Origin of the sequence: Kribbella sp. NPDC049227, from assembly GCF_043197265.1 — a bacterium.
In the GTDB taxonomy this organism is placed as follows: domain Bacteria; phylum Actinomycetota; class Actinomycetes; order Propionibacteriales; family Kribbellaceae; genus Kribbella.
This window is the reverse complement of the sequence record NZ_JBICST010000009.1, coordinates 426,019-450,734: the sequence shown is the minus strand read 5'-3', so window position 1 is coordinate 450,734 and position 24,716 is coordinate 426,019. Positions and strand designations below refer to the sequence as shown.

The 24,716-nt window shown below is 68.2% G+C and carries 23 protein-coding genes; 12 read left to right on the top strand and 11 right to left on the bottom strand.

The genetic code is table 11. The annotated features are described in order from the left end of the window. Window positions 1–16: 16 nt before the first annotated feature. Both ACGFH6_RS38690 and ACGFH6_RS38685 read right to left on the bottom strand, forming a co-directional pair. A complete protein-coding gene (locus ACGFH6_RS38690; protein ID WP_393394739.1) occupies window positions 17–556 on the bottom strand; it encodes a dihydrofolate reductase family protein in 540 nt (179 codons plus the stop codon). 63 nt (window positions 557–619) lie between these two features. Next, window positions 620–3,097 (bottom strand): Tex family protein, encoded by a 2,478-nt coding sequence (locus ACGFH6_RS38685; protein WP_393394736.1) that lies wholly within the window; start codon window positions 3,095–3,097, stop codon window positions 620–622. A gap of 149 nt (window positions 3,098–3,246) precedes the next feature. Between ACGFH6_RS38685 and ACGFH6_RS38680 the strand changes: the two genes are divergently transcribed. Continuing rightward, window positions 3,247–3,651: a hypothetical protein gene (locus ACGFH6_RS38680; RefSeq protein ID WP_393394733.1), complete on the top strand. Its 405-nt coding sequence runs from the start codon at window positions 3,247–3,249 to the stop codon at window positions 3,649–3,651. A gap of 67 nt (window positions 3,652–3,718) precedes the next feature. Here the strand turns inward: ACGFH6_RS38680 and ACGFH6_RS38675 are convergent, their stop codons facing one another. Further along, a complete protein-coding gene (locus ACGFH6_RS38675; RefSeq protein ID WP_393394730.1) occupies window positions 3,719–5,206 on the bottom strand; it encodes a DHA2 family efflux MFS transporter permease subunit in 1,488 nt (495 codons plus the stop codon). 59 nt (window positions 5,207–5,265) lie between these two features. Next, window positions 5,266–5,892 carry a DUF624 domain-containing protein gene (locus ACGFH6_RS38670; protein ID WP_393394727.1) on the bottom strand — a complete coding sequence of 209 codons (627 nt, stop codon included), beginning with the start codon at window positions 5,890–5,892 and terminating at the stop codon, window positions 5,266–5,268. A gap of 109 nt (window positions 5,893–6,001) precedes the next feature. Here ACGFH6_RS38670 and ACGFH6_RS38665 point away from each other — a divergent pair, with 109 nt between their 5' ends. The 4 genes from ACGFH6_RS38665 (at window position 6,002) to ACGFH6_RS38650 (ending at window position 10,338) form a co-directional block, all read left to right on the top strand. Beyond that, a complete protein-coding gene (locus tag ACGFH6_RS38665) occupies window positions 6,002–7,072 on the top strand; it encodes a substrate-binding domain-containing protein (protein ID WP_393394724.1) in 1,071 nt (356 codons plus the stop codon). Window positions 7,073–7,221: 149 nt separating this feature from the next. Beyond that, window positions 7,222–8,496, top strand: a complete 1,275-nt coding sequence (locus tag ACGFH6_RS38660; protein ID WP_393394720.1) for an extracellular solute-binding protein — start codon at window positions 7,222–7,224, stop codon at window positions 8,494–8,496. Beyond that, entirely contained in the window at window positions 8,493–9,431 is a 939-nt protein-coding gene (locus tag ACGFH6_RS38655; RefSeq protein WP_393394717.1) for a carbohydrate ABC transporter permease, read from the top strand. The genes ACGFH6_RS38660 and ACGFH6_RS38655 overlap by 4 nt, the downstream gene beginning before the upstream one ends. Further along, complete coding sequence (locus ACGFH6_RS38650; protein ID WP_131511316.1) at window positions 9,424–10,338, top strand: carbohydrate ABC transporter permease; 915 nt, start codon at window positions 9,424–9,426, stop codon at window positions 10,336–10,338. The genes ACGFH6_RS38655 and ACGFH6_RS38650 overlap by 8 nt, the downstream gene beginning before the upstream one ends. A gap of 288 nt (window positions 10,339–10,626) precedes the next feature. Here the strand turns inward: ACGFH6_RS38650 and ACGFH6_RS38645 are convergent, their stop codons facing one another. Continuing rightward, a complete protein-coding gene (locus ACGFH6_RS38645) occupies window positions 10,627–11,181 on the bottom strand; it encodes a TetR/AcrR family transcriptional regulator (RefSeq protein WP_393394714.1) in 555 nt (184 codons plus the stop codon). A 91-nt stretch (window positions 11,182–11,272) separates the two neighbouring features. Here ACGFH6_RS38645 and ACGFH6_RS38640 point away from each other — a divergent pair, with 91 nt between their 5' ends. After that, entirely contained in the window at window positions 11,273–12,880 is a 1,608-nt protein-coding gene (locus ACGFH6_RS38640; RefSeq protein ID WP_393394711.1) for a LuxR C-terminal-related transcriptional regulator, read from the top strand. A gap of 53 nt (window positions 12,881–12,933) precedes the next feature. After that, window positions 12,934–13,755, top strand: a complete 822-nt coding sequence (locus tag ACGFH6_RS38635) for a class I SAM-dependent methyltransferase (protein WP_393394708.1) — start codon at window positions 12,934–12,936, stop codon at window positions 13,753–13,755. On the opposite strand, the gene ACGFH6_RS38630 is transcribed toward ACGFH6_RS38635, so the two are convergent. The 5 genes from ACGFH6_RS38630 to ACGFH6_RS38610 form a co-directional block, all read right to left on the bottom strand. Then, on the bottom strand, window positions 13,732–14,487 hold the full coding sequence (locus tag ACGFH6_RS38630; protein ID WP_393394705.1) for a class I SAM-dependent methyltransferase: 756 nt from the start codon (window positions 14,485–14,487) through the stop codon (window positions 13,732–13,734). The two genes, ACGFH6_RS38635 and ACGFH6_RS38630, sit on opposite strands and share 24 nt — an antisense overlap. Window positions 14,488–14,548: 61 nt before the next feature. Continuing rightward, window positions 14,549–15,289: a hypothetical protein gene (locus ACGFH6_RS38625; protein WP_393394702.1), complete on the bottom strand. Its 741-nt coding sequence runs from the start codon at window positions 15,287–15,289 to the stop codon at window positions 14,549–14,551. Between the two features lie 56 nt (window positions 15,290–15,345). Then, a complete protein-coding gene (locus ACGFH6_RS38620) occupies window positions 15,346–16,125 on the bottom strand; it encodes a RibD family protein (RefSeq protein WP_393394699.1) in 780 nt (259 codons plus the stop codon). Window positions 16,126–16,155: 30 nt separating this feature from the next. Beyond that, complete coding sequence (locus ACGFH6_RS38615) at window positions 16,156–18,489, bottom strand: FtsX-like permease family protein (protein ID WP_393394696.1); 2,334 nt, start codon at window positions 18,487–18,489, stop codon at window positions 16,156–16,158. Further along, on the bottom strand, window positions 18,486–19,193 hold the full coding sequence (locus ACGFH6_RS38610) for an ABC transporter ATP-binding protein (protein WP_393394693.1): 708 nt from the start codon (window positions 19,191–19,193) through the stop codon (window positions 18,486–18,488). The genes ACGFH6_RS38615 and ACGFH6_RS38610 overlap by 4 nt, the downstream gene beginning before the upstream one ends. A 130-nt stretch (window positions 19,194–19,323) precedes the next feature. On the opposite strand from ACGFH6_RS38610, the gene ACGFH6_RS38605 reads away from it, so the two are divergent. The 5 genes from ACGFH6_RS38605 to ACGFH6_RS38585 are packed head-to-tail and all read left to right on the top strand — an operon-like array spanning window position 19,324 to window position 23,967. Further along, window positions 19,324–20,121 (top strand): sensor histidine kinase, encoded by a 798-nt coding sequence (locus ACGFH6_RS38605; protein WP_393394689.1) that lies wholly within the window; start codon window positions 19,324–19,326, stop codon window positions 20,119–20,121. Then, the gene (locus tag ACGFH6_RS38600; protein WP_393394686.1) at window positions 20,118–20,789 is read left to right on the top strand and encodes a response regulator; all 672 of its coding nucleotides are present in this window, start codon (window positions 20,118–20,120) and stop codon (window positions 20,787–20,789) included. Before ACGFH6_RS38605 ends, ACGFH6_RS38600 begins: the two co-directional genes overlap by 4 nt. A gap of 43 nt (window positions 20,790–20,832) precedes the next feature. Continuing rightward, window positions 20,833–21,714 carry a class I SAM-dependent methyltransferase gene (locus ACGFH6_RS38595; protein ID WP_393394683.1) on the top strand — a complete coding sequence of 294 codons (882 nt, stop codon included), beginning with the start codon at window positions 20,833–20,835 and terminating at the stop codon, window positions 21,712–21,714. A gap of 31 nt (window positions 21,715–21,745) precedes the next feature. Then, window positions 21,746–23,119, top strand: coding sequence for a hypothetical protein (locus tag ACGFH6_RS38590; protein WP_393394680.1), 1,374 nt, complete (start codon window positions 21,746–21,748; stop codon window positions 23,117–23,119). A gap of 47 nt (window positions 23,120–23,166) precedes the next feature. After that, window positions 23,167–23,967 carry a DUF899 domain-containing protein gene (locus ACGFH6_RS38585; protein WP_393394677.1) on the top strand — a complete coding sequence of 267 codons (801 nt, stop codon included), beginning with the start codon at window positions 23,167–23,169 and terminating at the stop codon, window positions 23,965–23,967. Here ACGFH6_RS38585 and ACGFH6_RS38580 read toward each other — a convergent pair. Continuing rightward, complete coding sequence (locus ACGFH6_RS38580) at window positions 23,964–24,710, bottom strand: class I SAM-dependent methyltransferase (RefSeq protein ID WP_393394674.1); 747 nt, start codon at window positions 24,708–24,710, stop codon at window positions 23,964–23,966. The genes ACGFH6_RS38585 and ACGFH6_RS38580 overlap by 4 nt on opposite strands. Between the last annotated feature and the right edge of the window lie 6 nt (window positions 24,711–24,716).

Below are 24,716 nucleotides of genomic sequence, written 5' to 3'. Positions count from 1 at the left end.
CGTGAAAAGGCTGTGATCAGTCGGTGCGACGGTAGATCATCTGCGCGACGCCGTTGCCGAAGGATGTGCAGGCTGTCAGCCGCAGCGCTCGAGTGGTGCCGTCCGGGAACAGCCGCCGCCCGGTGCCGACGACCGTGGGATAGACGAACAGGCGGTACTCGTCGACCAGGTCCGCGGCGATCAGCGCGTGCGCGAGGGCGATGCTGCCGGTGCAGACGATCTGCGTGCCCTCGGATCGCTTCAGTCCGCGGACATCATCGACGCCACGCAGGATGGTGGTCGGCTCCCATGCCGGCTCCTGCAGTGTCTGCGAGACGACGTACTTCTGCACGGTGTTCAGGTACTCCGTGATTCCGGTGGTGTCGTCCACCTGCGCGGGCCAGAAGCCGCGCATCTGCTCGAACGTCGTCCGGCCGGTCAGGAAACCGTCCGCCTGGGCCATCTGGTCGCGCAGGACGGCGAGCACCTCGTCCCCGCCGTCAGCGGGGGCGAACCAGTCGCCCGCCTCGACGACGCCGTCCACCGTGATGTTCTGGGTGACAGCCAGTTCGCGCATCAGCTCTCCTCATAGGTTCAGCTGGTACGTCGGAGCCGGTCGCCACCCCTCGACATCGGGAGCTCAGCGGACGGTGAAGCCCGCCTTGCGGAACGCATCAGCGAGGGACGTCTCGTCCATCGGGGTTTCCTGCTTTCCGCCCTTGCCCTGGCCACCCTGGCCCTGACCGCGATTGCCGCCGCGACCGCCCTGGCCGCCACCTGCGCCGTGCCCGCCCTGGCCACCACCTGCGCCGCGCCCGCTCTGACCACCCGGTCCACGTCCGCCCTGGCCGCCACCTTGCCCGCGACCTCCGCCCTGGCCGCCGCGACCGCCTTGGCCGCCGGGTGCGCGGTTGCCCTGGTTGCCCGGCGTCCGCGGCCCGCTGCCCACTTCGTCGTCGAGGCGGAGAGTGAGGGAGATCCGCTTGCGGGGGATGTCGACCTCGAGCACCTTCACGGTGACGATGTCGCCGGGCTTGACGACCTCGCGCGGGTCCTTGACGTAGTTCTTCGACAGCGCGGACACATGGGCCAGCCCGTCCTGGTGTACACCGATGTCGATGAACGCACCGAACGCGGCCACGTTGGTGACCTGGCCCTCCAGCCGCATCCCCGGCTTCAGGTCGGCGATCTTGTCGACGCCCTCGGCGAACACCGCGGTCTTGAACGCCGGCCGCGGGTCGCGCCCGGGCTTCTCCAACTCGGCCAGGATGTCCGTCACCGTCGGCAGCCCGAACATGTCGTCGACGAAGTCCGCCGCCTTCAGCCGCTTCAGGTCGGACGACCCGATCAGCGACTTCACGTCGGTCCCGGTCGCGTCCAGGATCCGGCGTACGACGGGGTAGGCCTCGGGGTGCACGCTGGACGCGTCCAGCGGGTCGTCGCCGTCGGGGATCCGGAGGAATCCGGCCGCCTGCTCGAAGGCCTTCGGCCCGAGCCGCGGCACCTCCTTCAGCGCCGTGCGGGACGTGAACGGCCCGTTCTGGTCGCGGTGCAGGACGATGTTGTCGGCCAGCCCCGGGGTGATGCCGGAGACGCGGGTCAGCAGCGGCGCCGACGCGGTGTTGAGGTCGACGCCGACCGCGTTCACACAGTCCTCGACCACCGCGTCGAGCGAACGGGACAGCGAGTTCTCGGCCAGGTCGTGCTGGTACTGCCCGACGCCGATCGACTTCGGATCGATCTTGACCAACTCGGCCAGCGGGTCCTGCAGCCGGCGGGCGATCGAGACCGCGCCGCGCAGCGACACGTCCATCCCGGGCAGTTCCTGGGAGGCGAACGCCGACGCCGAGTACACCGATGCGCCGGCCTCCGACACGACCGCCTTGGTGAGCTTGAGCTCGGGGTGCTTCGCAATCAGCTCGGCGGCCAGCTTGTCCGTCTCGCGCGACGCCGTACCGTTGCCGATGGCAATTAGCTCGACGTTGTGCGCGGCGGCCAGCGCGGCCAGCGTGGCGATCGACTTGTCCCACTGGTTCTGCGGGACGTGCGGGTAGATGACGCCGGTGTCGACCACCTTGCCGGTCGCGTCGACGACGGCGACCTTCACGCCGGTCCGGAAGCCCGGGTCGAGGCCCATCGTCGCGCGGGTGCCGGCCGGAGCAGCCAGCAGCAGGTCACGCAGGTTGGCCGCGAACACCCGGATCGCCTCGTCTTCGGCGATCTGCCGCAGCCGCATCCGCAGGTCGATGCCGAGGTGGACCAGGATCTTCGTGCGCCAGGCCCAGCGGACCGTCTCGACCAGCCACTTGTCGGCCGGGCGGCCCTGGTTCTCCACGCCGACCTTGCGGGCGACGGTGGTCTCGTACTCGGTCGGGCCGTCGGCCTCGACACCGGCGGGCAGCGGCTCGACCGTCAGCGTCAGCACGTCTTCCTTCTCGCCGCGGAACATCGCGAGGATCCGGTGGGACGGCATCTTCGTGAAGGGCTCGTCGAAGTCGAAGTAGTCCGAGAACTTGGCGCCCTCGGTCTCCTTGCCCTCGCGCACCGCCGACGCCAGCCGGCCCTGCGTCCACAGCCGCTCACGCAGCTCGCCGATCAGGTCGGCGTCCTCGGCGAACCGCTCGACCAGGATCGCGCGGGCACCGTCCAGCGCCGCCTGCGGGTCCGGGACCTCCGAGTTGACGAACACGGCGGCCGCGGCGAACGGCTCGACGTCCGGGTCGGACATCAGCCCGTCCGCGAGCGGCTCGAGGCCGTTCTCCCGGGCGATCATCGCCTTGGTCCGCCGCTTCGGCTTGAACGGCAGGTAGATGTCCTCGAGCCGGGACTTGGTGTCGGCCGCGAGGATCGAGGCCTTCAGCGCGTCGTCCAGCTTGCCCTGGCTCTCGATCGACTCGAGCACGGTCTGGCGGCGTTCCTCCAGCTCACGCAGGTAGCGCAGGCGTTCCTCGATCGTGCGCAACTGCGCGTCGTCGAGCATCCCGGTGACCTCTTTGCGGTACCGCGCGATGAACGGGACCGTCGACCCTTCGTCCAGCAGCGTCACCGCTGCCCGCACCTGGTTCTCGCCGACCTCCAGTTCCCCGGCGATCCGCTGCTCGACCGACTGCACGACCACTGTCCGATTCCCCTCTACCGACAACAAACCGACGAGCATCCACCGCCCCGTCGGCCCATATCCTTCCCCATCCCACCCCCCACCCCGAAACCCCCGTCCCCAACTCTGTGGACAACTCCCGTGCGATCATCACCGCGGGGAGGAACCACATGGGGCAATTCGACAGATTCATCGAGCGCACCTCGACTCCGCCGCCGGGGGTGAGACGAGTGTTCGACCTGGTCCTGCCGGTCTGCTTCGTCGTCCGGGCCGTCAGCACGCGCCACCTGGAGGACATCCTGTGGGCTGCCTTCTTCGTCGCCCTGATCCTTCCGGCAGGCATCGCGCCGAAGGCCTTCCCCGCCCGCGTCGCCGCCTGGGAGCAGAGCCACCCGATCCTCGGCGCCTTGTCCGGATTCCTCATGACAGGCTGCGCGACCTTCTTACTACTGAGGTTCTTCCTCGACCGCACCGCCAGCGCCCTCGTCGCCGCTCCGCTCGCGTTGATCCTCACGCTCATCGGTCTGGTTCGGCGCCGCACGCGGACTCCGCCTGCGAGTGAGCCGGTGAGTTGACCGGCCCGGGCGGGGTACGCCGAACTCCCCGGGACCGGGGTGGTCGCGGGGAGTTCGGCGTTCGTTGTCAGGCGGCTTCGAGGGCCAGGTCGTCGGTCTCGGTCTCGGTCTCCTCGGCCTGCTTGGCCGGGCGCATCAGGGTGTAGGCGATGGCGACCGCGGCGGCGACGATCGCGGCGGCGATGGCGAACGACAGGTGGTAGCCGTCGGTCAGGGCCTCCAGCGCCGGCTTGGTCGAGGCGACCGCCTCGGTGCGGGTTGCGGACAGCGTGGCCAGGACGGCCAGGCCCAGGGCGGCGCCGACCTCGGCGGTGGTGCCGATCAGACCGGAGGCCAGACCCGCGTCCTCAGGCTTCACGTCAGCCATCGACAGCCCCATCAGAGCCGGGAAGCAGACACCGCCACCCAGGCCCAGCAGCACCAGCACCGGCAGCACGTGGACGAAGTAGCTGCCACCGACCGGAGCCTGCGTGAAGAGCAGCAGGCCGATCACGATCAGCGTCAGTCCGGCGATCAGCGGACGACGGGGGCCGAACCGCATGACCAGCTTCTCGGAGTACTTCACCGACAGCAGCCCCATCACCACAGTGGTCGGCAGGAACGCCAGTCCGATCTCCAGAGCGGAGTACCCGAGCACCCGCTGCAGGTAGAGCGAGCCGAGGAAGAAGATGCCGAACATGCCCGAGCTGGACAGCGCCTGGACCAGGTTCGCACCGGTCAGGTTGCGGGAGCGGAAGATCCGCAGCGGCACCAGCGGGTTCGCGGCGGTCGCCTCACGGACGATGAAGGCGGCCAGCAGGGTCAGCGTCACCAGGCCCAGCACGACGGTCCGCGGGGCGGTCCAGCCCAGCTCGGCGGCCGGCTTGACGATGGTGAACACGCCGACCATCAGCGCTGCGGTGATCAGGACGGCGCCCGGTACGTCGGTGCCGCGGCCCAGGCCGAGGCCCTTGTCCTTGTCGATCAGCTTGACGGCCAGTACGGCGGTCAGCGCGCCGATCGGCAGGTTGACGAAGAAGATCCAGTGCCAGTTGATCGCCTGGGTCAGGACGCCACCAGCCAGCAGACCGATCGAGCCGCCGGCCGACGCGACGAAGGCGTAGACGCCGATCGCCTTGGCCTGCTCACGCGGCTCGGGGAACAGGGTCACGATCATGCCCAGGATCACCGCGGAGGTCAGTGCGCCGCCGACACCCTGGACGAACCGGGCGATGACGAGCACCTCCTGCGACTGGGCCAGTCCGCACAGCACCGAGGCGGCGGTGAAGACGACCAGGCCGGCGGTGAAGATGTTGCGGCGGCCGAGCAGGTCGCCGAGCCGGCCGGCCAGCAGGAGCAGGCCGCCGAATGCGATCAGATAGGCGTTCACCACCCACGCCAGCGAGGAGCTGGTGAAGCCGAGGTCGTCCTGGATGGCCGGCAGGGCCACGTTCACCACGGTGACGTCGAGCACGATCATCAACATGCCCGCGCACAGCGTGTAGAGGGCCAGCCAGCGCGAGCGGCCGCCCTGCGCGGCCGGCGAAGTCGCCAGGGTTTCGGTCGTCGCGTACATCTTGGGTTCTCCTTGAGTCCTTGTGAGGGCCTTACACCCTTACGTCGGACCGGGAGGGCTCAGATTGACACGTCCTCAGAATTTTTTTTCGAGCCCGTGCGACCTACCCGGGACAACCAGTACGCGACCAGGGCCGGGACCAGGCCGGAACCGACCACCAGCAGCGTCGGGAGCTGGGAGGCGAGCGCGAACCAGGTGAGCAGGACGATCACGCCGCCGGCCACCGGGAGTGAGCGGCGAAGCAGGAAGAGGTTCGCCGACCGGAAGAGGGTCTTCATGGTCGTCTCGTCGTCCGCCTCGGGCAGCAGCGCGAGCGCGCTCAGGTAGAGCCCGAGGATCATCCCGCTGAGCGGGATCAGCACCGCGAGGGCGACGACCCGCGCCGCGCCGCCGGAGTACGCCCAGAACGCGATCCCGAAGGCGAGCATCAGCCCGCCGAGGTAGAGCCCGATCCCGGTCAGCCAGAACCGCCGGAACGCCCAGCCGAACTCCTTGAAGAACTGCCGCAGCAGCGACGGCCGGTCCTGACTGATCGCGTCCGGCAGCACCCGTTGCAGCGCGAACGCCGCCGGGAACAGCGTGACGATGCCGAACGAGAGCACCAGGAAGACCAGTTGCAGCATCAGCAGATCGCCGATGATCGACAGCTTGGACAGCACAGTGCTGGTCCGGCCGGCGCCTTCCACCGATTGCCTCCTCGTTCCGTGTGAGCGTGCCTGATCGTATGATCACGAACAATCACGCGCCACATACTGCGTCACACTCGGCCGGACTGGCCACAGCACAGGGGACCGCATGCTTGCACCGGAGCGCCACGAGCTGATCCTGCGGAGCCTGCGCCGGCACGGCCGGCTCCGGGTGGCCGAGCTGGTCGCCGAGCTCGGCGTCTCCGCGATCACAGTACGCCGGGATCTCGCCGAACTGGATTCGGCCGGACTCCTCCGCCGGGTTCACGGCGGCGCTCTCGGCATCACCTCGGCCGACCACACCGCCGGCGGCCGGCCCACGATCGGGATCGTCGTACCGAGTGCGGCGACGTACTACTCCGACGTGATCCGCGGCGCGCAGGCGATGGCCGACCGGCATGGCGCCCGCCTGGTGCTCGGGGTGTCGAGCTACGACGCGACGATCGAGCAGGAGCGGATCGACAAGGTGCTGGGGGCCGGCGTGACCGGTCTGCTGCTCAGCACCGCGCTCGGCGACGCGGACGCCGACAAGGTCGGCTCGCGCCTGGACGACATCGAGGTACCGCTGGTGCTGATGGAGCGGGCGTTCGGATTCCCGCAGGTGGCGCGCGAGTACGACCACGTCCGGACCGACCACGAGTACGGCGCGATGCTGGCGCTGCGTCACTTCGCGGCCCTCGGGCACCGGCGGATCGCGGTCAACCTGCAGGCGACGGTGACGGCGTACTGGCTGCGGCGTGGGATCGAGGCGGCCGCGTCGACGCTGGGGGTGGACCTGTTCCTGTCGCCGGTCGACCTGCCGATGGAGGGGAAGGATGCGGCCACCCTCGCGCAGCTCGACGCGTTCCTGGCCGAGTGCGAGTCGTTCGGCACCCGCGCGGTCCTGATCCACTCCGACGAGCACGCCGCGCGGCTGGTCGAGCGGGCGATGGAGCTCGGGCTGCGGGTTCCGGAGGATCTGGCTGTGATCGCGTACAACGACGTGACCGCCGCGCTGGCCGTCGTACCGCTGACCGCTGTCAGCCCGCCCAAGTACATCCTCGGCGGCACCGCCTGCGAGCTGCTGCTCCGCCGCCTCGAGGCCGGCGCGCCCCGTCCGGCCGCGGTCCAGCACCTCAGCCTGCTCCCCGAACTGCGGATCCGATCCTCCTGTGGAGCGCTTCAACCGGCCCTGCACTGATCGGTCCGGTTCCGGAACTGATCGAATGTGATCATTCGAGCGTCAGGGTATTGACGAGGAAAGCCCTTTCCCATACTTTCGCTGCACCTGGTGCTGGCCCGGCCCCCCGGACCCGCCCGAAACAGGTTCGGCAGCGAAGGAGTTCCCCTGTGAGACGTGGTGTGGGACTGACCTTGCTGGCGGCGGCGCTCAGCGTCGTGGTCAGCAGTTGTGGCAACGGGGTGATCGACAAGAGCACGGACGGGGTCCCGCCGGCCGAGGCCACCGGCACCCTGCGGATACTGCTTCCGTCCTTCCCGCCCAGTACCAAGGGCCGGGAGGAGTTCCAGAAGGTCGTCGACGATTTCCACCAGGCCTATCCGAAGATGAAGGTCGAGCCGGACTTCGCGACGTACAACAACCTGAACGAGAAGCTGTCCACGTCGATCGCGGCCGGCATCCCGTACGACGTGATGGTCACCGGCGTCGGCTGGATCCAGCCGTTCGCCTCGAAGCGGATCTTCGACGATCTCGGCAACTACGGCGTCACGCCGGACGTGATCAAGGAGAAGAGCGTCGCGGCGCTGATCCCGGCGGCGACGTACGACGGGAAGCTGTACGGATACCCGTTGGTCGCCGACGCCCGCGCGGTCGCGTTGCGCAAGAGTGCCTTCCGCGAAGCCGGCCTGGACCCGGACAAGCCGCCGACCTCGCTGACCGAGATCAAGGCGGCGGCCGAGAAGCTGACCAAACGGGACAAGGACGGCAACATCACCCGCAGCGGCTTCGACCTCGCCTCCGCGACCGGTTTCCGGCAGTCGTTCGTCACCTTCCTGACCTCCACCGGCACGCAGCTCTACGTCAAGGGCGAGCCGGCCTTCGACAACCAGGCCGGGCTGGACACGCTCAACTGGATCAAGTCGATGATCAACAACGTCCAGCCGTACGGCCAGACGAACGCGGCCCAGCAGCCGCTGGTGTACACCGGTGAGGCCGCGATGGGCATCGTCGGCGGTGCGGTCGACTGCTCCGACAAGGGCATCGGCCAGAAGAACTGCGACGACCTGAAGTTCTTCCGCTTCGACAGCGGCAAGCAGATCGAGTACGTCGGTGGCGACCTGGCGTCGATCGGATCCCGCAGCCGGCACAAGGACGCGGCGTGGGCCTTCATCCAGGCGATGACCAAGCCCACCACGCTGGACGCGATCGCCAAGCTGAACAAGAAGATCCCGGCCTACAAGGACGCCGGCAACTCGCCGCAGGCGAAGTCGAACCCGCTGAGCAAGTTCGTCGCCGACGGACTGGTCTACGCGGCGAACGAGAACGAGGTGCCGTCGAACTGGCTCGAGATGCGCGGCAACTTCGACATCCAGCTCACCCAGGCGGTCCTCGGACAGAAGGATCCCGCGAAGGTGCTGCACAACCTGGCAGGACAGTCACGATGAGCACAACTCTTGAACGTCCAGCACTGGACACTCCGCGCAAGGTCACCCCGTCCAAGGACAGCCGCACGCTGCTCCGCAGTCAGGTCCGCACCGGCTGGGCCCTGCTGACGCCTGCGCTGTTGCACTCCGGCATCTTCATCGTCATCCCGGTGGTCGCCGTCCTGGTGCTGAGCCTGACCGACTACAGCTTCGGTGACACCTGGTCGTGGGTCGGGTTCGGCAACTACGCCGACCTGTTCCGCGACGTCGACTTCCTCGCGTCGCTGTGGCACACGGTCCTCTACGCGATCGTGGTGATCCCGATCTCGATGGCGATCTCGCTGGCCGTCGCGATCGGGCTGAACCAGAAGATCCGGGGGATCGGGTTCTTCCGGACCGCGTTCTACATCCCGACGGTGACCGCCACAGTCGCCATCGCGACCATCTGGCTGTGGATCTACAACCCGGGCTCCGGTCTGGCGAACGGGTTCCTCAGCCTGTTCGGGTTCGCCCCGAACCGCTGGCTGGCCGACCCGGCGACCGCGCTGCCGTCGCTGATGGTGGTCGGGATCTGGCAGGGGCTCGGGACCAAGATCATCATCTACCTGGCCGCGTTGCAGGGCGTCTCCCGCGATCTGCTGGAGTCGGCCGACCTGGACGGCGCGAACCGCTGGCAGCGGTTCCGGAACGTGACCTGGCCGGCGCTGGGGCCGGTGCAGTTCTTCGTGCTGATCACGTCGATCGTGGGCACCTTCCAGGTGTTCGACCTGGTCTACGTGATGACCCGCGGCGGGCCCGGCAGTGAGACCCGCGTGCTGGTGCTGGACATCTACCAGAACGCTTTCCAGGACCTGAAACTCGGCTACGCGTCCGCCGAGACCGTGATCATGATGATCGTGATCGCGCTCTTCATCGGCGTCGGGCGCTTCCTCCAGAAGGCGGATGCCAATGACTAGCGCTACCTTGCCGGCGGTCGGATCCGCCAAGCCGTCGACCAAGCCGTCCGCGGTCCGCCCGGGCCGGATCGTGTTGTACGTCGTACTGATCGTCGGCGCGATCCTGATGATCACGCCGTTCGTCTGGATGGTGTTGACCGCGTTCAAGAGCGACCTGGAGATCATGAAGTTCTCCTGGTTGCCGGGAGAGCTGCGCTGGCGCAACTTCTCCGAGGCGATGCAGACCGCGCCGTTCCTGCGCTACTTCCGCAACAGCCTGTTCATCGCGGTCGGCGAGACCGCCTTCACCCTCGCGGTGTGTACGACGGCCGGCTACGCGCTGGCCAAGATGCCGCTGCGCGGCGGCAAGATGCTGCTGAACTACTTCATCCTGCTGCTCCTGGTGCCGTTCCAGATCATCCTGGTGCCGCTGTTCCTGATCGTGAAGTCGATCCCGCTGTTCGGCGGGAACAACATCCTCGGCCAGGGCGGCATCGGCTGGCTGAACTCGTGGTGGGGCCTGATCATCCCGCTCGGCGCGGCGCCGCTGTTCACCTTCCTGGCCCGGCAGTTCTACGTCTCGCTGCCGGACGAACTGGCCCAGGCGGCCCGGGTGGACGGACTCGGTGAGTTCGGCATCTTCTGGCGGATCATGACGCCGCTGATCAAGCCGGCCCTGATCACGATCTGCGTGTTCCAGATCGAGGCGGCCTGGAACGGTTTCCTCTGGCCGCTGATGATCACCACGTCGGACACGATGCGCCCGCTGCAACTGGGGCTGGCGATCTTCTCGCAGAACCCGGCCGAGATCCAGTGGCCGTACCTGATGGCGGGCACGGCGCTCGCGACGCTGCCGATGATCGTGCTGTTCGTCTTCGCCCAGAAGCGGTTCGTCGAAGGAATGGCGAACGTGGGCATCAAGGGCTAGGAGCCCTGATCCTCGAACAGGTGCTCACCCCGCCCCGGGTGAGCACCTGCGAGGCCCCCCTCAACATGCGGTGGTCCCGAAGAAACACCGGAGCTTCCCCCAAGTGGCCCCCCACCAGGTCGCTCACCCGTTTATCGGCACAGTGTGGCCGCCGTTACATCATTCGTGCGGTTTTTTCGTGGACTCCCCGCGCGATTTCTGTAGGTCCCTACCAAATTCCCACCAAATGTCACCTCCCGCTTCGCCGCAGTGACACTAGGTGAGAACCGTGACAGAGAATGATGGACCTCAACGGCTGACGTGAACGTGGACCACGTGGCGCACCATCGGGGTGAGGTCGGTGGTGGCGAGGAGATCCAGGGCTCGGGTGGCTCGGAGGGTTGCCAGGCCGTGGATGTTGGTCCAGAGGGCGATGGCGCGGTCGCGGGCATCGTCGGGGTGAACCTGGGCGACCAGATCGATGAAGACCTGGAAGAGCGGGAGTGATTGCTGGCGGAGGTTTCCGCCGGCGCCTTCCAGCAGGTCGTGCCTGAACAGCAGGTCGAACATGCCCGGCCGCTCGGCGGCGAACTCCAGGTAGCGCCCGGCCGTGGCGACCAACTGCTCCTCCGGGGATTCACGGCGTACGTCGGCGGTTTGGAGACGACTCGCGAGGTCGGTCAGGCCGGTGGCGGCGATGGCTGCGAGCAGCGAGTTGTGGGTCGGGAAGTAGCGCCGAGGTGCGCCGTGCGAGACGCCCGTACGCCGGGTGATGGCCCGCAACGAAAGGTTCGCCAAGCCGTCTTCCTCGAGTAACTCGACGCCGGCCTGGACGAGCCGATCGCGCAACGGGACACCAGTCACGTAGACATTGTCTAGCATTCACCCCCTGTCCCGCCGTACCTCTGAGGCTCGCCTCTTGCGTTGCCGGGTGGCAGCGGGATAGGAGGTCTTCATGTACGCCGAGGCCATGGAGGCTGGTCGGGCCGCACTCTCGCAGGGCGCCTGGCCGATCGCCCGTGCGCGGTTCGAAGGAGCTCTCGAGGTTTCGGCAACCCCGGAAGCCTTTGAAGGACTGAGCTGGGCTACCTGGTGGCTCGAGGACGCCGTGGCTTGTCTGGACGCGCGTGAGCAGGCGTACCGGTTGTACCGCCAGGCCGGCGATGCGCGGGGTGCGGCCAGGATGGCGCTGTGGCTCGGCGATGATCACAACGAGTTCTACGGGGCCGGGGCGGTTGCCGAGGGGTGGTTCAACCGGGCCGCGCGGCTGCTGGACGAACTGGAGTCCTGTCCGGAGCTCGGCTGGCTCCGGGTGTTCGACGCACACGCTGCGCTCGGGCGCCACGACACCGAGCGCGCGCGGGAACTCGCAGGTGAAGCACGCCAGCTCGGCCGGAGGCATCGCGCGGTGGATCTGGAGATGTTCAGCCTGGCCACCGAGGGCCTTGCGCTGGTGGAGGACGGGGCCGTCGAGCAGGGGATGCGATGTCTCGACGAGGCGACGGCGGCCGCGCTCGGCGGGGAGTACGAGAATCTCGCGCCGGCCGCGTGGACGTGTTGCCGGCTGATGTCCGCCTGCGAGGAGATCCGCGACTACGAGCGTGGCGCCCAATGGTGCCGGCGGATCGAGGAGTTCAGCCGGCGGATGGACGCCCGGTTCGTCACCGGCGTCTGCCGGGCGCACTACGCGGCGATCCTCGGCTGGCACGGTCGATGGAACGAGGCGGAGCTGGAGCTGATCGGTGCTCGCGAAGACCTCACCGCGAAACGCCCGTTCTGGCGGGCCGAGGCCGTCGTACGCCTTGGTGAGTTGCGACGCCGGCAAGGGCGGACGGCTGAGGCAGCAGCGCTGTTCGAGGAGGTCGCGTCGCATCCGCTCGCCCGTCGTGGTGTGGCCGAGCTCTGCCTCGATCGGAGTGACCCAGCCGCCGCGCGGGATGTGCTGAACCGGATGCTGCGGCGGACTCCGGCCGGATCGGTTGCTCGCGCCTGGCCGCTCGAGCTTCTCGTCCGGGCCGAGACGGCCTTGGGTGACAACGAGTCGGCGGCGATCCACTTGGCCGAGTTCGGCGCGATCGCCGCGACTGTGGCCACGCCGCCGTTGCGTGCGGCGGCCCGGTTCGGCGAGGGACTTCAGGCGGCCGCGGCCGGCGATCACGCGAAGGCGTGCCGCTGCTTCGAGGATGCGGTCGACCTGTTGGACGGCATGGCTCCCTTCGAGGCAGGGCATGCCCGGCTGGAGCTCGCGCGGAGTCTGCTGGCTCTCGGCCGCATCGACGCCGCTCGTCGAGAGGCCCGTACGGCGCTTGAATCGGTCGTCGTACCGAGGCGGGACCAGGCCGAGTTGCTGACCTCACTCGGTCTGCAGGGCACGGTGCTGAGTTTGCGGCAGGTCGAGGTACTGCGCCTGATCGCGGGCGGCCTCGGGGATCGGGAGATCGCCGGCCGCCTGGTGATCAGCGAGCACACCGTGCACCGGCACGTCGCGAACATCTACACCCGGCTGGACTGCTCGACCCGCGCCGCGGCCGTCTCCCGAGCGACCCAGCTGGGCCTGCTGTAGATGGCCTGAACAGGCGAAGCGCTCGGGGCATCGGCTGGTCGATGCTGCTGAGCATGGAGCTGCTGGCGGAGTACAAGGAATCGGTGCGGGACACCTGGTCCACCGGGGACTACGACGCGATGCTGCGGGAAGAACGGCTGTACGAGGCCGGAGCGCGCTTGGTGCGGACCGTCGCCGTTCAGCCGGGTGAGGATGTCCTGGACGTGGCCTGTGGGACTGGGAACGCGACGATTCCGGCCGCGGCGGCGGGTGCGCGGGTCACCGGGCTGGATCTGACTCCCGTGATGCTCGCGATCGCGCGCGAACGTGCCGGGGGTCGCGAGATCGAATGGGTCGAGGGAGACGCCGAGGATCTGCCCTTCCCGGATGGGCACTTCGACGTCGTACTGTCGACGTTCGGGTGCATGTTCGCGCCCCGGCACGAGGTCGTCGCCGACGAGATCGCCCGGGTACTTCGGCCGGGCGGCCGGATCGGACTGTGCGCCTGGACGCCGGAAGGGTCGATCGGCGAGTTCTTCCGGCTGGTCGGTCGGTATGTCCCACCTGCGCCGGAGTTCGTGGATCCGCCACTGGCCTGGGGCGACGAGGAGCACGTCCGGGAGCTGTTCGAGGGCACCGGGATCGAGCTCGAGTTCAGCCGTGAGCTCGCCGGGCTCCATCACGAGTCGCCGGAGGCCGCGGCTGATTGCTACGGGACGAAGTTCGGCCCGGTCATGATGGCGCGGCAGGCGTTGGGTGATCGATGGCCGGCTCTTCGGAACGATCTGATCGACCTGTTCACGCGGGACGGCAGTCCGAGCGGGACTGGCGTCGTACTGCCGTCCGAGTACCTCGTGATCCAGGGGCGGAAGTCAGGCGGGACGGTGGGCCAGTAGGGCGTAGGAGTTCGGGAGCCGGCCGGACCAGGCTGCCGCCTTGGTGCCGTCGGCAGGTCGCCAGAACGGTTCGGCGTACTCCTCGAGTACGTCGAGGCGCAGGCCGGCCGCCGTGATCGCGGTGACGATGTGGCCAAGGTTCCACTGCCATTCTTGGGCGCCGTTGCCGGGGAACGTGTCGTTGATGTTCGTCTCGGCGAAGTAGCTGCGGTCCGGGCGGATCCGCGGCTCGTCCTCGTCCCACGTCCACAGTGGAACCGTCGGGTGCGCCTCGTACACGAACAGGCTCCCGCCCGGCCGCAGTACCCGAGCCACATCCCGTGCCCACGCACCGATGTCGCGCATCCAGATCAACGCACCTTTGCCCGTGTAGACGAGATCGACGGACCCGTCCTTCATCGGTACGCCGGGAACCTCGGCGACGACGTACCGGCAGGCAACCCCCAGCTCGACCGCACGCCGCTGGGCCGCCCCCGCCGCGACCGAGCTGTAGTCCACCCCGATCACCCGCGACGCCCCACCGTTCACCAGCGCCACGTCATCCAGCCCATGCCCACTCTGAAAGTGCACCACCACAGGGCGATCGGCGAGCAACGGCCCGAGCAACTCCTCCTCCCGCGCAAACAACCGCCCCCCATCCCGAGCCTCCGCCAACAGCTCGTCGTACTCCCGAACATGCTTGCCCGAAGCCCGTTCCCACACGACCCGATTACCCCGCACCACCTCATCCATCCGAAGAGTCTCCCGCACCGATCGATTGTTCGCAGCCGGAATTGCTGCGGGTGTGGTGGATTCAGCGGGCGGTGTCGGCGAACTGCCGAATGGAGTCCGCTGCCTCCATGGCCAAGTTGGGATCGCCCGCGTACACGAACAATGCCTCGTCCTTGGACCCGACAGTTGCCCCGGGCAAGGTCTTCGCGTAGTCGCGTATCTGGACCGAGGCAGCCGACAACGTGCCACTGTTCTGGAACAAGGTGACCGAGCGGGCCTTTCCGCTGTAGACCCACCGAATGTAGGTGCTCTTGCCGGGAGTAGACGGTCGCCATCCGGACTGCAGCAGGTAGTCGTGGACCGCCCGTGGACTCTGCGATCCGGAATAGCGCTCGAATCGGTTGAGCATGGCCTCGACAGCGTCGCCCGGATCCCGTCTGACACCCTGCGCTTCCAGTTCGCCTTCGAAGGCATCGAGCACCTTGTCCTGCGTGGCGGAGTCCGACTCGCGAACGACTTCTTCGAGAGTCCTCAGAGCTGCGCGGCCGGCGACGTCCACGACATTGTCCCCGACCTTGAAGCGAGTTGGAACCAGCCCAAATGTCGCCATGGCCAGGAAGGCGGCGCCGATCAGGAGCAGCGCGGCTGAACCGACCTCGTTCTCTGTCCAGAAGACCGCGAGGGCGCCGGCTGCGGCCGTGACGCCCCCGATCACCGCTGCAAATGCACGCTCCCTAGGCGAAGCTGCTGGACCGTTGTGTGTTGGCGTGGTGAGCGTCGACGGCTCGTCTCCCCCAGACTCTGTCATCCGGACAGAATGCACTGATGTGCTGCTTTCGTCACCACCGAGCGTGAGATTTCCGCAACCTCTACATCTGGTCAGGAAGCGTTGGAGCTGCCCTCCCGGAGGACTTCGTAGCGCAGGCGGAGAATTCCGTTGGGGGTTGTGTTGCTGGTGATGAGGCGGAGTTGGGTGGGTGATTGGTCGAGGGGGAGTTCGGGGCCGTCGAAGATGGTGGGGACTCCTTGGCCGCCGATGGCGGTGGGGAGGAGGACGAGGTGGAGTTCGTCGATCAGGTCGGCGCGGAGGAGGGCGCCGTTCAGGGTGCCGCCGGCTTCTGAGATGACGTAGGTGACGCCGAGGGCGTCGCGCATGCGGCGGAGTGCAAGCCCGAGGTCGACGCGGTCGTCGCCGGCGACCAGGTAGGGGATGGTTTCGCGGCGGAGATAGGCCAGGTACGACGGTGGGGTCGCGCGGGCGACGAGGAGCAGGAGATCAATGCCGTCGCCGCCCTTCTGATCCCAGTGCACGCGGCCGCGACCGTCCACGACCGTGAACCACTTGCGGTGGTCCGGATGCTCCACGACCTCCGGCGGCAGATAGTCCTCGAACAGCCAGTCGTCGTCTGCCGGTGGAAGCTCCAGCGGCGCGGCATCCTCGGTGACGAAGGTGCCGCTGCCCTCGAGGATCGCGGTCGGCGCGTACAACTCCTCGAGCAGAGCCGTCCGCGCCGCATACACCGCGTCCGCGCCGGCCGGCTGCATTGAGTGCCAGACACGGCCCGCCTCCTCGGACAGCAGCAACCGATCGCGCCCGAGTGTCACCCGGCCGTCGACCGACGCCGTCACGGATACCACCACACGCGCCCGATCAGTCATGCCCGACTTCTATCAACGGCCGCCGACAAGTTACTCGTTGTGCAGCACCTCGGCGATCGTCGACCGGGCAGCCGAGCGAGCCGGGAGCAGCGCGCCGAGGCCGGCGATGACGATGCCGGCCAGGACCAGCAGCGCGAGGAGTTGCGGCGGATAGACGTCGAGCATGAAATCGGGTACGTCGACCTGCGCGCCGTTCGCCATCGCCGGAACGACGAGCCGGTGAGCGACAACTCCGAGCGGGATCCCGAGCAGTCCCCCGATCGCTCCGAGCGCGGCCATCGAGGTGACCACCATCAGCGTCACCTGGGCCGGCGTCATACCGATCGACTTGAGCATGCCGAGGTCGCGGCGCCGCTCGCGGGTGTTCAGTACGACGGTGTTGAACACGCCCAGCGCGGCCACGGTCCCGAGCATCAGGGTGAGCAGGATGACGGTCACCAGGACGACCGTGACGAAGGTGCCCGCATCCTGACCTGGCGTCTGCTCCAGCCCCGGATCGCCGGCCTGTACGGCCTTGACGTAGGTGTTGAGGTCAGTGCCCGGCTGCAGCTGGATCTCGTACAACTGGGCTCGCGTCGCAGGTGCGACGAGCTGCAGTGTCGCCCAGTTGGACAGCACCTCGTCGCCCGAGTTGTAGAGGGCCTTGCCGACAATCCGCACCTGGACGCTCTTGCCCTGCGAGTCCAGCGTGATGGTGTCGCCGACCGAGAGCGCCCGCTGCCGCAGGAACCGCTCGGACACGACCACCTGCCCCGGTCCGTCGAACCACTGCCCTTCCAGCAGCCGGTAGCCAAGGTGCTCGAAATCCCCACGATAGAAGGACACTCGGAGGTCCTGACTCGTCCCGGCCAGCCGCATCGGGAGGTCCCCGCTCGCTGTCACGTACTGCGCTCCGGGCGTGGACCGCAGCAGCGCCTCGTCCTCCGGATCGCTCAACTTCGCGACCGGCGGCCCGTCCTCCGACGGCGGCTGCGGTCCCGACGTACCAGCGAACATCGTCAGGTCGACCGCATCAACGCGGCTGGCAGCCGTCTGGTAGTCGGTCAGCGAGGTCCCGAGTCCCACCGCCAGCGTCACGCTTGTCACCCCGAGTACGACGGCAGCCAGCGTCAGCGCACTGCGCGCCGGGCGAGCGAACGGCAGCCCGAGCCCGAGGCTGACCGATCGAGGCAGCCGGGTACCGCTCAGCCAGCGCTGCGCACGCAGACCGCGACCGGCACGCGGTGCGCTGCCCGCGCTGATCGCCTGCGCGGCCGACAAGCTGCGAGCGCGCAATGCGGGAACCAGAGCGGACAACGCAACCAGGACAGGTACGCCGACCATCGCAGCCACGTCGACCCACAGCGGTACGCCGACCCCACCGGCGCCGTAGTTCTCGAAAGCCCTTGTCAGCAAGGACTCCGCGAGCAGATTGCCCGCGACAACCCCGAGTGCACACCCGACGATCGCTGGGATCGAGATCATCGCCAGATAGATCGTCATCACCTGTGTGGGCGTGAAACCGAGCGCCTTGAGTACGCCGATGTGCCGGAAGCCGGCCACCACCGCACCACTGACCACGTTGACCACGATCAGCGCGGCCACCGCCAGTCCGAGCCAACCGAACACCATCAGGAACGGCACGAACGTGTTCGGCTCACCGGTAGCGAGTGCCTTCAGAGCAAGGTATGACTGCGTCCCCAGCAGAGCCCCGGACGGCAGTCCGGTCGTCACGGCGGTCTGGCCGGCGGTGATCTGCTCGTTCGTCGCGGCATCGGCGAAGCGATACAACATCTGGCTCGCCGTCGGATGCAACGCCGTCATCTGCTCCGGAACGACCCAGGCATCGGCCGACATGCTCACGCTGTAGGCGAACCCGACGACCGTCAGGGTCGGTCCACCGTCGGCGATGACGAGCTTGGAGTCGAGAGTCATGGCGCCCGGGCCGGTGCTCGACTCGACCGGGTTCCGGTTCAGCACGATCTCGCCCGGCTTGTCCGCCCACCGGCCCTTCCACACGTTCAGCCGGTCGACCGGCCCACCGGCATCCGCCCGCCCGACGGTCACCAGCGAGTCGGGCTGACCGGGGTGCTGCCCCGAGCCAAGCTCCACCGTCGCCGTGGCGAACGGGCCGGCCACTGCCTCGGCCGGCTTGCTCGCTTCGGTGAGCTGCGAGTCCGTGACCTTGGTCCGGTCGTACGACGCGGCCAGGTGGGCACCGCTCTGCCGGTTGTACGCCTGGTCGAACGGACCGCTCGATGCGGCCAGGAGTCCGAGTGCCACCACGATCATCGTTGTCGACAATGCGACAACGACACCGATCACGACCGTCTGCAGCCGCCGTCGTCGTACCGCTGCTCGCGACACCGGCCAGACGGCGCTCACGGCGTACGCTCCAACGCGCGCTCGCCGGCGATCTGCCCGTCGACGACCTCGATCACGCGGCTCGCGCAGCGGGTCGCGAGTTGCTGGTCGTGCGTGACCAGCAGCAGGGTCTGACCGATCTGGTTGAGGTCCAGGAGCAGGTCCATCACCTGCTCGCCGGCGCGGGTGTCGAGTGCACCGGTCGGTTCGTCGGCGAGCAGGACGGCGGGACGGTTCATCAGCGCCCTGGCGACGGCGACCCGTTGCCGCTCGCCACCACTGAGCTGGGCCGGATAGGTGTTGCGGCGACCGGCGATGCCGAGTTCCTCGAAGAGTTCGAGGGCCCGTTTGCGCGCCTGCGAGGCCGACGTCCCGGTCAACTGCGCGGCCAGGGCGACATTGTCGAGAGCGGACAGATCGTCGAGCAGGTTGAAGAACTGGAAGATCATGCCGATCCGGCGCCGCCGGTACAGCGCCAGGCCCTTCTCGTTCAGCGCACCCAGATCCTCGCCGTGCACCGTCACGGTCCCCGAGGTCGGCCGGTCGAGGCCGGCGACCATGCTGAGCAGCGTGGACTTGCCGCTGCCGGACGGGCCCATCACTGCCACAGCCTCGCCGGAGTGAACCTCCAGCGAAACCCCGTCGAGCGCGACGGATTCGCCGTACTCCTTGCGTACGGCGGTGAGCCGTACGACCGCCTGTCCGTTGCCTTCGTCATCGGTCATGGGTTCACGCTAGGAGCAACGGTGCCCGCCGGGCGTCAGCCTGCGGAGGTAACGTCCGCGGCGGGTCATCCTGCAGATGTACGCCCGCGGATGATGCGGAACCCGGACCGCCACTGGGACAGTGGTCCTTGTGTGGGACATCGTCTGGCTGATCGTTGCGGTGGTGGCGGTGCTCGCCGCCGGACTGCTCGCGGTCGCGCTGATCCGGGCCCGGCGGGCGCACGCCCGGGCGCTGGAGGAACGCGGCTGGCTGCTGGAACGCGAGCGGGAGACCGCCGCGCGGAACGCGGTCGACGCCGAACGGGCCCGGATCGCCCAGGACCTGCACGACATCGTCAGCCACAACGTGAGCGTGATGGTGATCCAGGCCGGTGCTGCCCGCCACGTGCTCGCGACGGAGCCGGGCGATGCCGAGGCCGCATTGCTGGCAGTCGAGGCGGCCGGGCGCGACACGATGAAGGAGCTCCGGCACCTGCTCGGCCTGCTCGCGCCGCCGGCCGACGGCGAGGACGAGGCACTGGACCCGCAACCGAGTCTGAGCCGGCTCAGTCCGTTGATCGACCGGATCGCGTTCGCCGGGCTGCCGGTCGACGTACGGATCTCCGGGGAGCCGCGACCACTTCCGGCCGGCGTCGACGTCACGGCGTACCGGATCATCCAGGAGGCGCTGACGAACGCGCTCAAGCACGGCGACGGAGTACAGGCACAGGTGACGGTCCGGTACGCCGACCACGCGCTGCGGATCGAGATCCTGAACTCCGGGCCGAGCGTGCTGTCCGGCGGACGTCCACCAGGGCCGGACGGCGAGGGGCGCGGACTGCTCGGGTTACGACAGCGCGTCGCGGTGTACGGCGGCGACCTCGATGCTCGGCGTCGACTCGGTGGTGGGTTCCGCGTGCGGGCCAAGATCCCGTTGGAGCGGCCATGAGCGCGCCGCGGGTCGTGATCGCGGACGATCAGGCGCTGGTGCGGACGGGGTTCCGGATGATCCTTACCGCGCGAGGCATCGACGTCGCCGGTGAGGCGGCCGACGGGGACGAGGCCGTCGACGCGGTCCGGCGGCTGAAGCCTGACGTCGTCTTGATGGACATCCGGATGCCGTCGATGGACGGTCTGGAGGCGACCCGGCGCATCGTCGCCGAGTCGCCGGACTGCCGGGTGCTGATCCTCACCACGTTCGACCTGGACCGCTACGTGTACGCCGCTCTGGCCGCCGGAGCCAGCGGATTCCTGCTGAAGGACGTCACGCCCGAGCACCTCGCGGCCGCCGTCCGGCTGGTCAACACCGGTGATGCGCTGCTCGCCCCGTCGATCACGCGACGGCTGGTCGAACGGTTCGCGACCGGGGATTCGGTGTCGACGCCACCCGCCGTCCATCGTGACCTGGCCGCGCTGACGCCACGGGAGCTCGAGGTACTGACGCTGATGGGACACGGCCTGTCCAACGCCGAGCTCGCCTCCGAGTTGACCCTCAGCGAGGCGACAGTGAAGACTCACGTCGCCAGGATCTTCGCCAAGTTGTCACTCCGCGATCGCGCCCAGGCCGTCGTACTCGCGTACGAAACGGGTCTGGTGGCCCCCGGAGCGTCGACGTGACGACGGTCTGCACTGGGGTTTGGGACAAAGGGGAATTTGGTTGATGAGCGACGGACCGAGCGTCTGCATTCTGTGTGCCGAGAAGGGCCCGTTCCGGCGGCGGGGGGCGAAGGGCGGCTACGGGATCGAGGAGTGCCCTGCCTGCGGGCTCGTACAGCTCGTGCCCACGCCGACGCCCGAGACCCTGCGGGCCCTCTACGAGGGCGACACGTACTTCGACGGCGAGGCAGGGACAGGCTACTCGGAGTACGAGGACCAGGAGGAGGAGTACCTGGCGACGTTCCGTGAGGACGTCCGCCGGATCGGTGAGTTCATCCCGAGCGGCCGGATCCTCGAGGTCGGCTGCGGGTACGGCTACTTCCTGCAGGCCGCGGAAGAGGCCGGGTACGACGCGTACGGGATCGACCTCTCGCCGATGGCGGTCGAGTGGGCCGCGAAGCGCCACCCCGACCGCGTGTTCCTCGGTCTGCTCGAGGAAGTGCCGGAGATCCAGGACCAGAAGTACGACGTGATCTTCGGGTCGCACCTGATCGAACACCTGACCGAGCCGGCCGACTTCCTCCGCCAGGCCGGCCGACTGCTCCGCCCCGGCGGCCTGGTCGTCATGGTCACCCCGAACATCAAGAGCCTGCTGTCCCGCGTCTCCGGCTCCCGCTGGGTCTCGTACAAGATCCCGGAACACGTCAGTTACTACGACCCGGGAACGATCACCACCCTGCTGAACCGCACCGGCTACACGGTCCGCAGCGTCGACAGCGCGTACCAGTACTACGCCCTGCCGTTCATCGGGACCCGTGTCCGCGAACTCCTGAACCCGGTCTCCCGCCTGGTCCCACCGGTGGAGCGTCTGGCCGCCCTCCGCGACCGCAAGATCCGGGTCACCAGCGGTTCCATGCGCGTTCTGGCTGCCTGGGACGGCGACTGAGAATGACCCGTGCCGCGGGGAGAATCGCGGCATGCGTCTCAGCCGTCGTGCGCTCGGGACCCTGGCCGGCGGCGCCGTACTTGGGCTGCTGACGTCGTGCGCCAAGACTCCTGAGGAGGCAGCGGCCGACCGGCTGGAGTGGCTGCGCGGTCTGGACGGTGTGGAGAAGGCCGAGGTCGTGGCCGTCGGCAACGATGAGCTGATCGTGCTGACGGTGGCGAAGCGGCTGCCGGACCAGGCCGTCGGCACGCTGGTCGACAAGGTCAAGCGTGGGTTCGACGGGCACGACGAGGACTACTACAACAGCATCGAACTGGCCATCGACGACTACCGTGCCCGGTTCTCCCCGTCGACGAGGGCGGTGCGGGATCCCGATCTGGAGCGAGTGCTCTGGCTGCGCAAGGACGGCCGGGCGACGGCGTCGACGTACGGCCCGTCGGGTCTGATCGTGACGGCGCCGGCGTCCGCTGTGGCTGCGGTGGCCGTTGGGTTCGATCAGGCCGCGCAGAGCGACGACGGACGGCGTACGCACCGGGTCGAGTCTGCGGATCGGCAGATCGTCGTCGAATGGACGGACAGCCCCGGCCTCGGTTTCCGGCTCGATCGCGTGGCGACGCAGCAGTTCGCCGACCTTCAGGCGAAGTACCCGGGGCTGACCGGGTGGATCCAGGGTCCGGACCGGTTGGCCGGCATCTACTTCGTGGCGGCGGACATCGAGTTGGACGCGCTGCTCACGGGCCTGCCGAAGCTCGTGACGACTGAGCAGTTCAAGAAGCTCGAGCTCGGTTGGGGGCCTGTCCGGGCCCCACGAACGATCTTCGCCGAGGCGTTCACTCCGCAGGTCCGGACGCTGATCGGGCCGCTGATGAAGATCCCCGGCATCACGCGGATCGACATCCGCGACGACGACGGCGTACCGAAACCGGAGTCGATCACCGTCAAGGACCGCGCCGGGTACGTCGCCACCGTCGCGAGCCTCCGAACGATCTGGGACTCGTACCTGTCGATCCAGCTGATCAGGAGACCGTCCAAGTACGTCGGGCAACTGGGCCACTGGGTCTTCCGGGGCTCGCTCTTCGACGCCGGCGTGGAGTACCGGATCCACGCCGCTCTCGCCGATGTCGCCGGCGTGACCCAGGTGCAGGTCGGACCGGAGTCCGCCAACCTGACCATCGCGAAGGACATCACCGACCATGACCTCGCTCAGGCCTTGAAGGCGATGGCCGGGCTTCCGGCCACGCACACGATCGATCTGGCGGTGAGTGATGACCCGGAGACCCTCGACGTCAAACTGATCGGACGCGTGACCGGCCGCAAGTACGTCGCTCCGAGTCCCGCGCCGGCCGAGGTCGATCCGGCCTTGATCGCCCGGGTGTCGACCGCTTGGGCTCGCGCCGCCGACTGAAGATCTGCCGGGTGGGTACCCGGAACAGATCAGTTGGGAGGTCCGGGATGACGACGACGATAGGTAACCTGCCCGAGGTCGTCTCGCCAGAGGAGTGGCTCGCCGCCCGGCGGGAGCTGCTGGCGAAGGAGAAGGAGCTGACGCGGGCGCGCGATCGGGTGAACGCGGAGCGCCGGCGGCTGCCGATGGTCCGGATCGACAAGAAGTACCTGTTCGAAGGGCCGGGCGGGACGGTCGGCCTGCTCGATCTCTTCGAGGGTCGGCAGCAGCTGGTGATGCATCACTTCATGTTCGATCCGGACTGGGACGAGGGCTGCACGAGCTGCTCCTCGGCCGCCGACGGGATCGGCAACGTGCGGCAACTCCAGGTGCGCAACACGACGCTGGTCGCGGTCTCGCGGGCGCCGTACGCGAAGCTGGCCGCCTATCGCGAGCGGATGGGCTGGTCGTTCCCGTGGTACTCGTCGTACGGCAGTGACTTCAACTACGACTTCCACACCACTCTCGACGACCGGATCGCGCCGGTGCTGCTGCAGTTCCGCACCGAGGCCGAGATGACCGAGATCGCGGAGTCAGGAAAGCCGCTGGCGGACGGGCCCTGGACCGAGGACATGCGCGGGACCGAGATGCCGGGGATCAGTGCGTTCCTGCGGGATGGCGACGAGGTCTTCCATACGTACTCGACGTACGGCCGGGGCATCGAGGAGTACCACAACGGCTACCACTACCTCGACCTCACCGTCCTGGGTCGCCAGGAAGCGTGGGAGGAACCGGCTGGGCGCGCCGAACCCCTCGGCCTGCAGGTCGGCGGCCCCAACATGCGCGTCCCGGACGAGTACGACGTCTAGGACCGTCGCGCCAGGTGGAGCGTCACGTCGGAGATCAGGGTCACCTCGTCCGGGAGCACCGCGGCGATTCGCTCGAAGACCCGCTCCCGGGTCGTGGTGGGGAGCAGCAGGTACGCCGAGAGCGTCGACAAGTGCCCGATGTAGCCCGCAGCCGTCAACGTCGTACGCCGTTCGATGGAGGTCCGGCGTACGTCCGTGAAGCGGTCCGAGCGAAGCAGCTCCGTCCCGGGCCACTCCTCCGAGGTGCCGTCAGGTGGCGGAATGCCGTCGTCCTCCAGGAACTCCGACCTGGCGACGCGCACAGCCTCGTCGAGGTCCTTGTCCGCGAGATACAGCGGCCTGTTGAAGGACAGGAAGATCCCGCCAGGGTTGAGCAGCGCAGCCACGCTTGTCCAGCGATCGATCGGGTCGGTCCAATGCAGTGACGCTGCTGCGAAGACCAGGTCGAACGCGGAGGTCAGCGGAAGATCCTCGAACGCGCTCTGCACCGCGGTGACGGTCGACGGCACGTGCTTGCGCAATTCCTCGAGCATCGCCGCATCCGGCTCAGTGGCCGTCACCGCGATCCCCCTCGCGGCGAACACCCGGGTGGCCTTTCCGGTTCCTGCCCCGATCTCCAGTGCGGTGTTCACCGGCCGACCGGCGTACTCCAGCACCTTGTCCACGAGCTCGTCCGGATACCCCGTCCGGAACCGTTCGTACGTCGCAGCCGCAGCCCCGAAACTCAACGCCCGCTCAACCATGCCTTG

Coding starts and splice junctions, on each gene's coding strand:
- ACGFH6_RS38690 (WP_393394739.1), bottom strand. CDS start 556: ATGCGCGAACTGGCTGTCACCCAGAACATCACGGTGGACGGCGTCGTC.
- ACGFH6_RS38680 (WP_393394733.1), top strand. CDS start 3,247: ATGGGGCAATTCGACAGATTCATCGAGCGCACCTCGACTCCGCCGCCG.
- ACGFH6_RS38675 (WP_393394730.1), bottom strand. CDS start 5,206: ATGTACGCGACGACCGAAACCCTGGCGACTTCGCCGGCCGCGCAGGGC.
- ACGFH6_RS38665 (WP_393394724.1), top strand. CDS start 6,002: ATGCTTGCACCGGAGCGCCACGAGCTGATCCTGCGGAGCCTGCGCCGG.
- ACGFH6_RS38655 (WP_393394717.1), top strand. CDS start 8,493: ATGAGCACAACTCTTGAACGTCCAGCACTGGACACTCCGCGCAAGGTC.
- ACGFH6_RS38650 (WP_131511316.1), top strand. CDS start 9,424: ATGACTAGCGCTACCTTGCCGGCGGTCGGATCCGCCAAGCCGTCGACC.
- ACGFH6_RS38640 (WP_393394711.1), top strand. CDS start 11,273: ATGTACGCCGAGGCCATGGAGGCTGGTCGGGCCGCACTCTCGCAGGGC.
- ACGFH6_RS38635 (WP_393394708.1), top strand. CDS start 12,934: ATGGAGCTGCTGGCGGAGTACAAGGAATCGGTGCGGGACACCTGGTCC.
- ACGFH6_RS38630 (WP_393394705.1), bottom strand. CDS start 14,487: ATGGATGAGGTGGTGCGGGGTAATCGGGTCGTGTGGGAACGGGCTTCG.
- ACGFH6_RS38620 (WP_393394699.1), bottom strand. CDS start 16,125: ATGACTGATCGGGCGCGTGTGGTGGTATCCGTGACGGCGTCGGTCGAC.
- ACGFH6_RS38610 (WP_393394693.1), bottom strand. CDS start 19,193: ATGACCGATGACGAAGGCAACGGACAGGCGGTCGTACGGCTCACCGCC.
- ACGFH6_RS38600 (WP_393394686.1), top strand. CDS start 20,118: ATGAGCGCGCCGCGGGTCGTGATCGCGGACGATCAGGCGCTGGTGCGG.
- ACGFH6_RS38595 (WP_393394683.1), top strand. CDS start 20,833: ATGAGCGACGGACCGAGCGTCTGCATTCTGTGTGCCGAGAAGGGCCCG.
- ACGFH6_RS38590 (WP_393394680.1), top strand. CDS start 21,746: ATGCGTCTCAGCCGTCGTGCGCTCGGGACCCTGGCCGGCGGCGCCGTA.
- ACGFH6_RS38585 (WP_393394677.1), top strand. CDS start 23,167: ATGACGACGACGATAGGTAACCTGCCCGAGGTCGTCTCGCCAGAGGAG.
- ACGFH6_RS38580 (WP_393394674.1), bottom strand. CDS start 24,710: ATGGTTGAGCGGGCGTTGAGTTTCGGGGCTGCGGCTGCGACGTACGAA.